The organism is Wolbachia endosymbiont (group A) of Colletes cunicularius, from assembly GCF_964264715.1.
Classification (GTDB): Bacteria; Pseudomonadota; Alphaproteobacteria; order Rickettsiales; family Anaplasmataceae; genus Wolbachia.
The window spans coordinates 644,990-658,791 of the sequence record NZ_OZ183471.1; the positions used below are offsets into that span (position 1 = coordinate 644,990).

A 13,802-nucleotide genomic window follows, 5' to 3' on the forward strand; every position below is an offset into this window, starting at 1 on the left:
AAAAGTTATTATTAAAAATAAGTAAATTTCATTGTTTTAGTACAATATTTAGTATACACTTTAAGAAGATATGTTTGATTTAATTTCATGTCAGAAGCAAAAAGTTTAATTTTAGCAGCTATCCTTTCCATGTTGATCATGGTATCTTGGCGCATTATTTATGATAATTTTTTTAGTGCAAACCAAAACCAGCCATTGATTGAAAATATTGAACATATCGAATCTTTTAACGACCTTGCTCCTATAATACACCAAAATCGTTCTGAAATTATTAATTCCACTCGAGAACAGAGGGTTAGTTTAACCAATAACATGATTAAAGGATCAATTTCTTTGAAAGGTGCAAGGTTTGATGACTTAATCTTAACTAACTACCACTTAGAACCGAGTTCTTCTTCTCCACAAGTGGTGTTACTGTCACCTGCAGAATCAAAAGATGTATATTTCGCAGAATTTGGGTGGCTCGATCCGAATGAAAAGATTAAAGTTCCAGATTCTAAAACAGTCTGGCAAGCAGATAAACTCAATCAAAAAGAGGTCAATTTATTTTGGGATAATGAAAATGGCATTTTATTTAGAATGAAAATTAGCCTTGACGATAACTACATGTTTAAAGTTGAGCAAATTATTGAAAACAATACAAAAGATAACGTAGTTTTGGTTCCTTATGGTAGAATTAACCGTAAACGTGACAATATCAACGAATCTTATTGGATATCCCATGAAGGAGTACTGGGTGCATTTGATAATAAACTGGAGGAGTGGACATATAAGGATATTTCCAAAAAACATTTAATAAAAGCAAGCACGAGTGAAAAAAGTTGGTTTGGTTTTGCTGATAAATACTGGCTTACAGCCATCATACCTGAGAAATCCGATAAAATGAATGTAAGCATTAAACATACGAACGTTAATAATACTGATAAATTCCAAGTAGATTTTGTCAAACCTTACAAGAGCATACTTCCTGGCGCAAGTGTTTCTAATGTGAATTATTTTTTTGCTGGAGCAAAAAAGTTGAATTTACTGGATTCTTATAAGGATACTCTCAATATACCTTTGTTTGATAAAGCTGTAGATTTTGGTGTTCTTTATTTTATAACCAAGCCAGTGTTTTTACTGCTTGAATATTTTAACTTCGTTTTAAAAAATTTTGGCTTAGCAATATTATTGCTGACTTTAGTAATCAAACTTTTGATGCTTCCCTTATCTAATAGATCATATATTTCGATGTTCAAGGTGAAAAGCCTGCAGCCTGAATTAACTCGTATAAAAGAGTTGTATAAAAATGACAGCTTAAAGCAGCACAAAGAGACAATTGCGTTGTTCAAGAGAAACAATGTAAACCCAATGTCGAGCATTTTTCCCATGCTAATACAAATACCGGTATTTTTTGCTCTATATAAAGTATTATTTGTTACTATAGAGATGAGGCATGCTCCTTTTTTTTTATGGATTAAGGATCTTTCAGCTCCTGACCCAACGAACATCTTTACATTATTTGGGTTGTTTAATTATAACTTCCCTATTTCTATAGGCATTTTACCTATAATTTTCGGTGCCACCACGATAATTCAGCAGAAGCTAAGTGAGAAAGATCAAACCAGTAAAGATGATATTCAAGTAAATGTTATGAAGTTTTTACCTTACATTTCTGTCTTTATTTTTTCTTCTTTTCCTGCTGGCCTGGTAATATATTGGATATTTAGTAATATTATAACTCTAATTCAACAATCATTAATAAAGTTGCTTTTAACAAGAAAAGTGGGGATGAATGTCGAAAATACTAATAGTTAATTCAATTTACCACACTGAAATAGCGAACCCTTTGCTTGAAGGTGCAGTCGATAGATTAAAAGAAAGTCATGCAAGCTATGACATAATTGAAGTTCCTGGTGCATTTGAGATACCAGCTACAATTCTCTTTGCAGTCAAAAGCAAGAATGCTAATTATGACGGTTATTTAGCTCTTGGGTGCGTGATTCGCGGTGAAACTGATCATTATCAATACGTTTGTAAAGGGGTAATCGAAGGTTTAAATGAAGTTATTATGCATTATGCAATACCCCTTGGTATGGGCGTAATTACCGCTGACAGCAAAGATAAAGCACTAATTAGAGCTGACAAAGACAAAAAGAACGTTGGTGGCCATGCAGCCTCAACTGTTTTGCATATGATAGATTTACACAATAAATTAAAATAATGGAGGAAAAACCAGTAGATAAAAAGTGGCGCATAAAAAGAAGTACGGCAAGATTTCTTGCTGTACAAATTGCTTATTCAAATATTTTCGTAGGTTACAACAAAAGCACTTTTAAACTGGAAAATTGTGAGCTTAAGAACTACATAAGTAAGTTGAAAGATATATTTGAATGTGAAGAATTTGAACATCAGTTCTTAGAAAACTTGTTATATAAGGTTATAAAAAGCAGTGAAGAATATGATAAAATAATAGAGTCTTACTTACACCCAAGCTGGTCCCTTTCACGGTTAAATCTTATAAGCTTATCTATTTTGCGTGTTGCAATATGTGAGTTAGCTAATTGTGATACGCCAGTTCCAGTTGTTATCAATGAGTATACTAATATTGCATCTGATTTACTTGATAAACCAAGCGAAATTGGTTTTATTAATGGGTTATTGGATAAGGCAAAAGATGCAGTTAAATTAAATAAAAATCCTTAGCAGCTTCTCACAACTATATAAAAGTTAAGGTAATTCCCATAATGAATTTGAGTAACCGGCACTAAAAAATAAAGAGGCAGACTTAATCTACCTTTTTTATACTTAGCTGTCTAGTTTTTTGCTTTTTGTTCAGAAGCAACTTGTTCGACAACAGCTTTTTCCAAATAAGTGTTGAACACTTTAGCATCGTTTTCTTTAACGCCTATACCTAATATGTTCACTAGCTTACCGTGACCTATTGAAGTATATTTACCATTGTTGTCTTTTATTGCTTGTGACTTTATAGCTAAGAACGCGAATTCTGGATTAAGGAAGGAAGAAAGTACAGGAAATAGAAGGCTTTGTGGATTTGATGGAATAGGAAATGAGAGTAGAAAAGATATGAACCAAAAAATTAACAGGGGATCTATGGCGAGTGTGTTCAATTTCTAGTCTATTTTTTAGGTAACCAAAAACAGTCTCCTTTTTTCACGTTGGTAACAAGTTTCAAACCTCGGTCAAACAGCTTCTGAAAAAGCTCTTTTGCAATATAACCTTTGTCACCAAACAAAAGACCGATTAATTTTTCCGTCAGATTTGGCACAGGTATCCTATCATCAACATTGCCTTTTGTTAGCGTAAGTGCATGAATTTCAACATTTTCATTGATTACCATATGTAATTTGAAACCAAAAAACCAGCCGTAAGTGCTCTTGCTTAATTTTGCAATTCCAGCAAAAACTTTGTTTTTGGATATTCTTTTTGCATGACAAACTGCAATGGGAGTTGTGTCTATATATGAAATTCCAGTGTTTTCTGACTGTCCACAAAGCCAATGCAACAACATTGCTAAATGCCACAAAACCCTAGGCTTTAGAGCAACAAACCTGGTATATGAAGGTAACTTTGGAAACTCTGATTTGTAGAGCAACGTTAGGTAATGTAGATAGAAAGTTTTACACGGAGATTGTTGATATAGCAGGATTATTGTCATGATTTCGGAGTGCTCAATTTCCGTTGTTCTTGTGGGGTTTTTACCATTTGGCAGTAGTTTATCTGCAAAATTTTTCTCTATATCTCTGCAAAAATCATCGACCAAACAAAACAGTTTTGTTATATCTTCCATGGGTAACCTCATCTATTTTTTTATCACTGCTGAGTTTACCCTGTTTTCTTGCCTTTTCTATTCTCCTTTAATTCAGAATTCACGTTTATAGGTGGTGGAGTCTCAGGATAGTTTTTTGTCTTAAGCATTTTGGTATATAAAACCTTCCATTCGTCATCAGTCAGTATGACAGTGCAAGAAAGATTCGGATTTGTTCTAGCTACCAATGTGATAAAAAATATTCTCCATGCAATTATACTCATAATTGTAAGAAAGCGGATCAATCTATCTGCTGTTTGGAGCCTACATTCTTCAACTTTAAGACCGGATTTCAAAATTTTATGAAAAACCTCTATTCTCCATCTTAAGCAATACCATTGTATTTTTTCTACTGCTTCTTCAAAATTATTAATATTTATATTTGTTAACAAAATCCAGTTCATGGGCTCTTCGCCAAATGGGGGATATTTTTCTATAACATAGACAGCATTTAAATTTAAATTAGGAAGTTTTTGCGTTTTACGTCTAGCGTTGTTTTTTGATGCATTCATCACAAAGTTACTAAACTTTACTTCTAAAACTGTTGTTCTTTGAGGTTTGTTATCGCAAGCAGGAATACTCACTTGTATTTCTCCTTGGCAAGACATGCGATTCATCAAATCCCACAATCTTTCACCACCTTTTTCAGAATAAGTCGACTTCTTGTTTACTGTTCTGTTTTGATTTCCTCTTACTACAAAAAGAGATTGATTAGTGGAAGCAACTTCAAATAAATCATAAATATCTGCTTCTCTATCACAAACGGTAACTACCTTAACATCCTTTAATCCAGGATGTTTAGTAGAGTCTTTAAGTGATGCTATCCACCGTATGCTTTCTTTCTCTTCTATGGGAAGAGCAGTATTATGGCTTCTTCTTTTCAACTCCTTTAGGTCTTCAGCTAAGGGAGGTCTAGTACTAATTTTTTGATCCAATAATCCTATAGGTAGTCCTTCTGTTGTAACTGCAAACGTTGTATGCATCACTAATCCATGGGTTTTAAAATTAGTTGTTTTAGATGTTAATCTTGCTGCTATAATCCCTAATCCTTCGGTCTTTTTATGATTTTTATATGAAATATAACTCGTGTCCTGGATAGCTAAGATAGTTGAGTATTCTTTAGCTCTTTCAATATTTTTAATTATATGACTGTCTAATATCTTTCTTTCAGAAATGGCATCTTTTTGGAAAAATCTATAAGCTGCTTTACTTTGATGCCAATCTTCACAAGCTTGATTTATTGAACACTCAGGCGATTCAGCAAAACTATTAACTATTTTTAGAAGCCTTTTACTTAATCTTATATCACCAAAATTAACAATTCCAAATTCACTTTCTGCCCATTCGCCAGTTGAGGTATTTATAGTTCTTTTCATCATATATTCCATTTTTAGACCATAGATCTATTTATAATAGAAAGTTGAATTAGTAAGATAGCAGCTTTTTCTCCTTTTAGAGCCTGTCTTCAAACTAAGTAGAAAGGAGTTAAGAAGTGTGTTATAAGATATATTTTAAATGTACCCAAGCGATATAAGTGACAAAGAATGGAAGATAATAGAGCTATATTTTGAACCTAAAAAGACCGGTAGACCAAGAAAACATAGTATTAGAACAATTATTAACGCAATCCGCTATATGATGAGAACAGGATGTCAATGGAGACAACTGCCTAAAGATTTTCCACCATGGAAAACAGTGTATAGTTGTAATTAGCGATTGAAAAAAAGTGGAATATGGCAAGAGATTCATGATTTTCTAGTTAAAAAAGTAAGAGAGATAATTGGTAAGAATGAAACTCCATCAGTGGGAATAATAGATAGCCAATCAGTAAAAACTACTCAAAAAGGGGATCCAGAGGATATGATGCTGGCAAGAAAGTAAAGGGTAGAAAGCGCCACATCGTTGTAGATACTGTAGGTCTTGTAATTGCTGCTGAAGTACAAAGTGCAAGCATTCAGGATCGTGATGGTGCACTAAATCTTTTTGTTCAAGCCAAATGCAAAGCTCCAACATTACATAAGTTTTTTGCTGATCAAGGATACACAGGTAAATTGCAAAACCTCTGCTTATTGGAAACTGGATGTTTATTGACGATTACCAAGAAAATAGTTGATACAGGATTTCAGGTTATTCCCAAACGTTGGATTGTTGAGAGAACCTTTGCTTGGCTCTCCAATTTTAGACGTATGAGTAAGGATTATGAGCATTCTCCTCTCACTTCAAAAAATAACATCTTCTTTAATATGATCACTATTATGCTTCACAAATTAGCTCATTCTTGAGTTTGAAGACAGGCTCTCAGTAAACCCTAAAATATCGTTCAAAAAGTGGATCAGGATATTCTTATTTTTTTCCGTTCCAAAGATTTTTTTGAAACACAAATCATTGCGAGGATCGAGAAATTTTGAAAGAGCCATGGCAAAAATGCTTGAAAATATTAATAATTATACACTGTTATTAACAATTATTCAACCATATTTTTGAAGATAGCTAGTTTCTGTATTTATTTTAAATTGAAGAAAGCTCAAATGAAAGATCGTGTTTTTCACAGAATGCAGTCTGGTTACTATATAATTTTTTGATTTTCACTTTTTTTTTAACCTTGCAATGATATTTTCTTTGCCGATAAAAATTAATAATTTAGCGAGCTCTGGTCCTGTTTCTGTTCCTGTTAAAGCTGAACGCAACTGCATAAATAAGTCTTTTGCCTTTATATCCACTGTCTGTCGAATAGCTTTTACCCACTCTGATAATGTGTTTTCGTTACAATCGCCTTGAGGCAATGCATTAAACGCAATTTTTATAAGCTCCTTATCAAGAATCACAGGCTCTATATCAGATTTGCATATTTTCCACCACTTGGCCACCTCAGAAAACCTTTCTATATTGTTCCTTATAAAATACCAAAACTCTGAGGAGCCCACTCCAATTTGATTTAAACGTTCTTGTACAATTTCAAATGACATTTGTTGCAGCACTTTGCTATTTAGCTTGTATACTTCACTCAAGCTGAATTGTGCAGATGCTGAGCTAAATTTTTTAATATCAAATGAGTCAATTAAAGACTGTATGTCAACATGAGCTTCTATCGGATCAGATGTTCCAAGTTTTGCTAAATAGCTAGTTAGCGCCATTGGTTCAGTCTCATCTTCTCTTATGGACTTGATATCCAGCCCGCCTTTCCGTTTCGATATCTTGCTATCATCAAAATGTAGTAGAGAAAGGTGAGTAAATATAGGGATTTTCGCTTTTAATGCTTTAATCATTTGGATCTGAACTGCGGTATTAGTTACATGATCTTCCCCACGTACAACATGGGTTACATTAAAGTCAACGTCATCAATAACAGAAGGTAGCATGTATGTATAAATTCCATCTTCTCTTTTTACCACAGGATCGCTGATGTGACTTGTTGCAATATTTATTTCACCTTTAACTTCGTCATTCCATTTAACAACTTCATTTCTATCCAATCTAAACCTGAAATGTGGTCTTCGTCCTTCTTGCTCATAATGGATTTTCTCTTGCTCAGTTAGAAGCAATGCACTTCTGTTATAAACAGGAGGAAGTCCTTGTTTTAATTGCAACTTTCGTTTAATTTCTAACTCTTCTCTTGTTTCATAGCATGCATAAATATGCCCTTCTTTTATTAACTGCAAGAACACCTCGTTATAGCGCTCAAAGCGCTCTGATTGCTTAAAACTTGCATCCCAATCGATACCAATCCATTTTAGGTCTTCTATGATATTATTTATATATTTGACATCTGAACGCTGAAGGTCAGTATCATCAAAACGGAGTAGAAATTTTCCATTTTGATTACGTGTGTACATCCAACAAACCAAAGCAGTTCGTACGTTTCCTACGTGGAGATAGCCAGTTGGGCTTGGAGCGAATCTTGTTAGCATTTAAATAGCAATACTGTAAAATAATAACTTATTTACTCTAATTTATTTTAATTTTATATAAATATACGGCTAAAGCAAGTGAGATCTGCTAATACAATTGAGCAAGAGAAAAATAAGTATGGCTATAGCATTGTGGCACCTTTGATATTTGATGGATTAAGACCATATGATAAATTCAAGAAAATTCACAGCTTGACGACAAAGGCTAATGTAGCATTATATTGATATCATGACTAACTTAGAAAAGATGAGAGAAAAACTGCAAGATCAAATAAATTATCATAATGTTTTGTATCACCAAAAAAATAAGCCAGAAATAAGTGATGCTGAATATGATGGACTGAAGAAAAAGTTAGCTGAAATAGAGGCACAATTTCCAGAAATTTATGCAACACAAGATAGTGTTGGTGCTCCACCTGATGAGAGGTTTTCTAAGGTGGAACATCAAGAACCTATGCTTTCTCTTGAGAATGCCTATGATGAACAAGATGTAGAGAAATTTTTGTCTAAAATAAAGAGGTTTTTAATTGAGGACAAAATAGAGATATTATGTGAGCCAAAAATTGATGGGTTATCGTTTTCTGCAATTTATGAGGATGGGAGATTTGTTAAAGCTGCAACTCGAGGTGACGGTTTTTTAGGGGAAGATGTCACTCACAATGTTGCAACAATAAAAGGATTTCCTAAGTTTTTGCAAGGTGTGCAAGGTAGATTGGAAGTAAGAGGTGAAATATACATCAGTAACAGCGACTTTTTAAAGTTAAATGAAAACGATGAATTTGCCAATCCTCGAAATGCAGCTGCTGGTTCTCTAAAGCAATTGGATGCAAACATTACAGCAAGTAGACCACTTAGATATTTTGCTTATTCTTTGATTGGTGGAGCAGAGAAAAGTCAAAGTGAAATACTAAATAAGCTTGAGGCACTTGGTTTTTGCGTAAATGAGCATCAGTCCTTAACGAGTAGTTTGGATGGAATGCTGAAGTTCTATAACGAGGTCTATAATTGTCGCTATAACTTGGATTATGATATTGATGGAATAGTCTATAAAGTAAATGATTTGGTACTACAAAATCGTCTAGGGAATACTCACAAAGCACCGCGCTCAGCACTTGCATACAAGTTTTCTGCAGTTTATGCAAAAACAAAGTTAAATAAGATATTTATACAGGTGGGCAGAACAGGGGTTTTAACTCCAGTTGCAGATTTAGTGCCAGTCAATATTGGTGGGGTGCTAGTTAGTAGAGCAAGTCTGCATAACCAAGATGAGATAAAACGTAAAGACATAAGAGAGGGAGATATTGTAACAATCAAAAGGGCAGGAGATGTAATTCCCCAGATCATTGAAGTGAACAGAGATTCTCGTCTTCCAAATACACCTGAATTTGTGTTTCCTGGAGTATGCCCTGAATGTGGTAGTAAAGTACGTCAGGTTGAGGGAGAGGCGGCAGTAAGATGTCCTGAGGAATTTGCCTGTAAAGCTCAAATAATAGAAAAACTAAAGCATTTTGTATCGAAAGATGCATTTGACATTGTTGGCCTTGGTGATAAGCAGATAGAGTTTTTTTACGACCTTGATCTGATAAAACAAATCCATGATATTTTTACTTTAGAAGAAAAATTGGATGAATTTAATCTGGAAGGACAGTCTGGCTGGGGCGAGAAATCTATAGCTAATTTGTTAAATTCTATACAAAGCAGAAGGGTAATAACTCTAGATAGGTTTATATTTTCTTTAGGTATTAGATTTATTGGCCAAGTTGCAGCAGAATTGCTTGCAGATTATTATGTTTCTTATGATAATTGGTATAATTCGATGATTGAACTTTCATCAGATAATACTGAGCTAGTCGGTATAGACGGCATAGGAAAAAAAGGGGCTGAATCTTTGGAATCATTTTTTTCTAAGGAACATAACATCAAAATGTTAAATGATCTTACTGCTTGTCTTCAAATTCTTCCTGTGAGCTCCAACTCTAGTGACTCTGTTTTAAATAATAAAATTATAGTGTTTACTGGTAAGCTACTTGCTATGAGTAGAGGAGAGGCAAAAGTAAGAGCCAAAACTCTAGGAGCAAAGGTCAGCTCACATCTTTCTACTAAAACTGACTACCTAATTGCAGGAGAAAAACCAGGATCCAAATATAAAAAGGCAGTGGAATTAGGTGTAGAAATTTTAGATGAAGACCAGTGGCATAAAGTGATAAGTTCGGGAGTGTTCAAATGACACTTGGATTGTATATTAAATCAAAGTTGCAAGACTATAATGAGCAAGCTGTTAATTGGATTGATTGGATTACCACAAAAAAACTCCTTTCTTTCTCTCCATTTTTTCTGGGTAAGGTCATGGTGCTGGTACAGGTCCTATAGCTGACCCAAGCAACACGTCATACCGCGATTTATTCGCAGTATCTCAGCATAGATTCCGCTAACAAGTAGCGGAATGACGAATTTTTGTTTTTCAAATTATCGGTAAACCTAAGTCACTTTAGCTATAGCTATCTTCAAAAATATGGTTGAATAATTGTTAATAACAGTGTATAATTATTAATATTTTCAAGCATTTTTGCCATGGCTTTTTCGAAATTTCTAGATCCTAAATATGATTGTGTGCTGCAGCAACAAACAAAGTAATGTTTGTGAGAAGCTTTATTGAAGATGAAGGAAGGTCCTTCGAAATCGGCTTTCAGGAGCAGGTTTCAAACCACCTTAAGTGGCTCTATTTAAGAGATAGGGTCATAAGCGTTAAGGAAAAATCAGCATAAGAGCTGGAAGGTGTGGATCAGAAAGGCGAACGTAAGTGAACCACTGATGAACGTGTCGAAATTGGAAGTGAACATCGAAAGGGGGAGTGAATCGTTCTCCTCTTAAGAGCTTACAGGGAACCTGATTACTGTGTAGGCGGTGTTCGGCATAAAGGTGGCGTGAGTCTGATCTGGGCTTTGATAAGGAACTGCAGGAACCAGTCGATTTGATGAAAAGCGAGACAAGCAAGAGGCTAATCCTCAAGTTTTAGAGTAGCGATGCAAATCACTGGGGCGCGTAGTAGTGAAGAAGTGGTTGTAATGACTATGGAGCGAAGGGGTTGAGCTAGTCGACTTTAGTAAATCTTTCAACTTGAAGGAGGATGAAAATGATTGAACGAACAAAGCCTTTTGATATACCGAAATCTCTAGTATTTTCGGCTTATAAAAGAGTTAAAGAAAACAGAGGAGGGGCAGGTATTGATGATCTAACAATTGAAAAGTTTGATCAAGATTTAAGCAAGAACCTTTATAAGTTATGGAATAGGCTGTCATCTGGTAGTTATTTTCCACCTGCAGTAAAGGCTTGTGATATAATCAAGGCAGAAGGAGGGACAAGGACACTTGGAATACCTACTGTCTCCGATCGTATAGCACAGGAAGTTGTAAGAAGTGTTTTAGAACCAGAGCTTGAGAAGGTATTTGATGAAGATTCATATGGTTATAGGCCAAATAAATCGGCGTTAGATGCTATAGGACAAACTAGAAAGCGATGCTTCTACCAAAATTGGTTAATAGAGTTTGACGTCAAGGGAATGTTTGATAACATAGATCACAATCTACTGATGAAAGCAGTCAGAAAACACACTACAAACAAGTGGATTCTCTTATACATACAAAGATGGCTAAGTGCAGATATACAACTTGAAGATGGAACAAGGATAAAGCGTCTCAGCGGAGTACCGCAGGGAGGTGTAGTGAGTCCTATCTTAAGCAACCTATTTATGCACTATAGTTTTGATGTATGGATGAGGAGAGAATATCCAAGTATAAAGTGGGCAAGATATGCTGATGATGGTGTTATACATTGTGTAAGCGAGAACCAAGCACAACTAATTTTGAGTCAACTTGAACAGAGACTGAAGATTTGCAAATTGGAAATAAAACATACAAAGACCAAAATTATCTATTGTCAAGATGGAAAGCGGAAGGAGAATCATGAGAATGTATCATTCACATTCCTTGGGTATGAATTTCGAAAAAGGCTTGTACGGAATAGAAAAGATGGTAGCCTATTTGTAAGCTTTACTCCAATAGCAAGCAAAGAAAGTTTGAAGAAGATGAGAAAAGAAATTAGAGGCTGGAAATTTGCTCGTAGAACAAACTTGGAAATAGAAGATATATCACGGATATGTAATCCAATCCTGAGGGGGTGGTTTAATTATTACGGGAAGTATCATATAACTGCACTAGATAGCATAATAAGAATGTTTAATAGGAAACTCAGAAAGTGGTTTCAAGCAAAGTACAAAAAGCTGAGAGGACATAGAACCAAAGCAGCTAAGGTACTAGAGAGAACTGCAAAGAGTAAACCAAATCTGTTTGTACACCGGAAATTAAGTATAGGGTTAGGGCAATGACTAGTGGGAGCCTTATGAAGCGCGAGTTTCACGTAAGGTTCTGTGAGGGGCCAGGAAGGAAGTTTTCCTGGTCTACTCTCCTGCCCTTCAAACGAGTGTTCGGCACTGAAAAAAACAAGAATATTCTTATCCACTTTTTGAATGACATCTTAGAGCCTGTCTTCAAACTCAAGAATGAGCTAATTTGTGAAGCATAATAGTGATCATATTAAAGAAGATGTTATTTTTTGAAGTGAGAGGAGAATGCTCATAATCCTTACTCATACGTCTAAAATTGGAGAGCCAAGCAAAGGTTCTCTCAACAATCCAACGTTTGGGAATAACCTGAAATCCTGTATCAACTATTTTCTTGGTAATCGTCAATAAACATCCAGTTTCCAATAAGCAGAGGTTTTGCAATTTACCTGTGTATCCTTGATCAGCAAAAAACTTATGTAATGTTGGAGCTTTGCATTTGGCTTGAACAAAAAGATTTAGTGCACCATCAAGATCCTGAATGCTTGCACTTTGTACTTCAGCAGCAATTACAAGACCTACAGTATCTACAACGATGTGGCGCTTTCTACCCTTTACTTTCTTGCCAGCATCATATCCTCTGGATCCCCTTTTTGAGTAGTTTTTACTGATTGGCTATCTATTATTCCCACTGATGGAGTTTCATTCTTACCAATTATCTCTCTTACTTTTTTAACTAGAAAATCATGAATCTCTTGCCATATTCCACTTTTTTTCAATCGCTAATTACAACTATACACTGTTTTCCATGGTGGAAAATCTTTAGGCAGTTGTCTCCATTGACATCCTGTTCTCATCATATAGCGGATTGCGTTAATAATTGTTCTAATACTATGTTTTCTTGGTCTGCCGGTCTTTTTAGGTTCAAAATATAGCTCTATTATCTTCCATTCTTTGTCACTTATATCGCTTGGGTACATTTAAAATATATCTTATAACACACTTCTTAACTCCTTTCTACTTAGTTTGAAGACAGGCTCTAAAATCATTAATATCACCAATTGTTGCAACGAAGACAGCTGCAGAAATTGCACCAATGCCTTTAATGCTGATGAGATTATTAAATCCAGGAAGCTGTTTAGCAAAAGCTATAATTTCCTTTTCAAGTTTTTTGAGACTTTCTCGAATGACTTCCAGATTACTGCTAATCACTTCAATCTCAACCTTTTCCAAGTAACTCCAATCATGTTTACCAAGAGAGCGTTCAAGTCCCGCTTTGGTTGTCAGTACTTCCTTTTTAATCTTTATTCCGTGGTAATTAAAAAGGCCATGCGTTTTATTGATTAAAGATACCCTTGACTTTACTAACTGATCTCTTGTTTTTAGAAGAGAAGCTAATTGTTGGCATTTTCTGCTTTTAAGTTTTGCTTCAGGCAACATATCTTTACTAAGAAAAAAAGCAATAGCTCTTGCATCATGCTTATCTGTTTTGTTTACAGAACGACGAATACCTTCAAACTGCAAGGGAGCAACTATTACAACGCGCTTAACGTAAGGTGACACTTCATCATAGAAGAAACAGCTATTACCTGTTGCCTCAAAAGCTACTTCATCTGTTTCTCGAAGATCTTTAATAAAATTATCTAAATCCTGTAAGCGAAGTTTTTTAATATACTCTGGTTTTTCCTGTTCTATAGCTAACCGAAATAAGGTTTCCTCAAAGGAGTGTAAAAAGGTATAATACTGC

The 13,802-nt window shown here is 34.9% G+C and carries 12 protein-coding genes and 5 pseudogenes; 9 read left to right on the plus strand and 8 right to left on the minus strand.

Annotation, left to right across the window (positions count from 1 at the left end):
• Positions 1 to 87 precede the first annotated feature (87 nt).
• From yidC to nusB, 3 genes are read left to right on the plus strand one after another with little or no spacing between them, the layout of a single operon-like run.
• Entirely contained in the window at positions 88 to 1,797 is a 1,710-nt protein-coding gene (gene yidC / locus ACFELZ_RS03770) for a membrane protein insertase YidC (protein ID WP_375316542.1), read from the plus strand.
• Positions 1,775 to 2,203 (plus strand): 6,7-dimethyl-8-ribityllumazine synthase, encoded by a 429-nt coding sequence (locus ACFELZ_RS03775; protein WP_375316543.1) that lies wholly within the window; start codon positions 1,775 to 1,777, stop codon positions 2,201 to 2,203. Before yidC ends, ACFELZ_RS03775 begins: the two co-directional genes overlap by 23 nt.
• Positions 2,203 to 2,685 (plus strand): transcription antitermination factor NusB, encoded by a 483-nt coding sequence (gene nusB, locus ACFELZ_RS03780; RefSeq protein ID WP_264688254.1) that lies wholly within the window; start codon positions 2,203 to 2,205, stop codon positions 2,683 to 2,685. Before ACFELZ_RS03775 ends, nusB begins: the two co-directional genes overlap by 1 nt.
• A gap of 306 nt (positions 2,686 to 2,991) precedes the next feature.
• On the opposite strand, the pseudogene ACFELZ_RS03785 reads toward nusB, so the two are convergent.
• Positions 2,992 to 3,790: pseudogene (locus tag ACFELZ_RS03785) on the minus strand (IS982 family transposase).
• A gap of 86 nt (positions 3,791 to 3,876) precedes the next feature.
• Positions 3,877 to 5,187: pseudogene (locus tag ACFELZ_RS03790) on the minus strand (IS4 family transposase); the annotation flags it as partial.
• Positions 5,188 to 5,323: 136 nt separating this feature from the next.
• On the opposite strand from ACFELZ_RS03790, the gene ACFELZ_RS03795 reads away from it, so the two are divergent.
• The 3 genes from ACFELZ_RS03795 to ACFELZ_RS03805 are packed head-to-tail and all read left to right on the plus strand — an operon-like array spanning position 5,324 to position 6,090.
• On the plus strand, positions 5,324 to 5,521 hold the full coding sequence (locus ACFELZ_RS03795; protein WP_375315805.1) for a transposase: 198 nt from the start codon (positions 5,324 to 5,326) through the stop codon (positions 5,519 to 5,521).
• A 3-nt stretch (positions 5,522 to 5,524) separates the two neighbouring features.
• Positions 5,525 to 5,689 (plus strand): hypothetical protein, encoded by a 165-nt coding sequence (locus tag ACFELZ_RS03800; RefSeq protein ID WP_375315781.1) that lies wholly within the window; start codon positions 5,525 to 5,527, stop codon positions 5,687 to 5,689.
• Positions 5,690 to 5,706: 17 nt separating this feature from the next.
• A complete protein-coding gene (locus ACFELZ_RS03805) occupies positions 5,707 to 6,090 on the plus strand; it encodes a transposase (RefSeq protein ID WP_375316619.1) in 384 nt (127 codons plus the stop codon).
• Positions 6,091 to 6,105: 15 nt separating this feature from the next.
• Here the strand turns inward: ACFELZ_RS03805 and ACFELZ_RS03810 are convergent.
• Together ACFELZ_RS03810 and gltX are read right to left on the minus strand one after the other, a co-directional pair.
• A pseudogene (locus ACFELZ_RS03810) lies at positions 6,106 to 6,225 on the minus strand (PD-(D/E)XK nuclease family transposase); the annotation flags it as partial.
• 168 nt (positions 6,226 to 6,393) lie between these two features.
• Positions 6,394 to 7,716: a glutamate--tRNA ligase gene (gltX, locus tag ACFELZ_RS03815; protein ID WP_375316544.1), complete on the minus strand. Its 1,323-nt coding sequence runs from the start codon at positions 7,714 to 7,716 to the stop codon at positions 6,394 to 6,396.
• Between the two features lie 229 nt (positions 7,717 to 7,945).
• Here gltX and ligA point away from each other — a divergent pair, with 229 nt between their 5' ends.
• From ligA to ACFELZ_RS03830, 3 genes and pseudogenes are all read left to right on the plus strand, one after another.
• Positions 7,946 to 9,943, plus strand: a complete 1,998-nt coding sequence (ligA, locus tag ACFELZ_RS03820) for an NAD-dependent DNA ligase LigA (RefSeq protein ID WP_375316545.1) — start codon at positions 7,946 to 7,948, stop codon at positions 9,941 to 9,943.
• A 906-nt stretch (positions 9,944 to 10,849) separates the two neighbouring features.
• Complete coding sequence (gene ltrA / locus ACFELZ_RS03825; RefSeq protein WP_375316546.1) at positions 10,850 to 12,100, plus strand: group II intron reverse transcriptase/maturase; 1,251 nt, start codon at positions 10,850 to 10,852, stop codon at positions 12,098 to 12,100.
• Positions 12,101 to 12,180: 80 nt separating this feature from the next.
• A pseudogene (locus ACFELZ_RS03830) lies at positions 12,181 to 12,252 on the plus strand (PD-(D/E)XK nuclease family transposase); the annotation flags it as partial.
• A gap of 16 nt (positions 12,253 to 12,268) precedes the next feature.
• Here the strand turns inward: ACFELZ_RS03830 and ACFELZ_RS03835 are convergent.
• The 4 genes and pseudogenes from ACFELZ_RS03835 to ACFELZ_RS03850 all read right to left on the minus strand — a co-directional run.
• Positions 12,269 to 12,727, minus strand: a complete 459-nt coding sequence (locus ACFELZ_RS03835; RefSeq protein WP_375316627.1) for a transposase — start codon at positions 12,725 to 12,727, stop codon at positions 12,269 to 12,271.
• A complete protein-coding gene (locus ACFELZ_RS03840; RefSeq protein WP_375315781.1) occupies positions 12,670 to 12,834 on the minus strand; it encodes a hypothetical protein in 165 nt (54 codons plus the stop codon). The genes ACFELZ_RS03835 and ACFELZ_RS03840 overlap by 58 nt, the downstream gene beginning before the upstream one ends.
• A gap of 3 nt (positions 12,835 to 12,837) precedes the next feature.
• Positions 12,838 to 13,035, minus strand: a complete 198-nt coding sequence (locus ACFELZ_RS03845) for a transposase (RefSeq protein WP_375315805.1) — start codon at positions 13,033 to 13,035, stop codon at positions 12,838 to 12,840.
• A gap of 61 nt (positions 13,036 to 13,096) precedes the next feature.
• Positions 13,097 to 13,750: pseudogene (locus ACFELZ_RS03850) on the minus strand (IS110 family transposase); the annotation flags it as partial.
• Positions 13,751 to 13,802 lie beyond the last annotated feature (52 nt).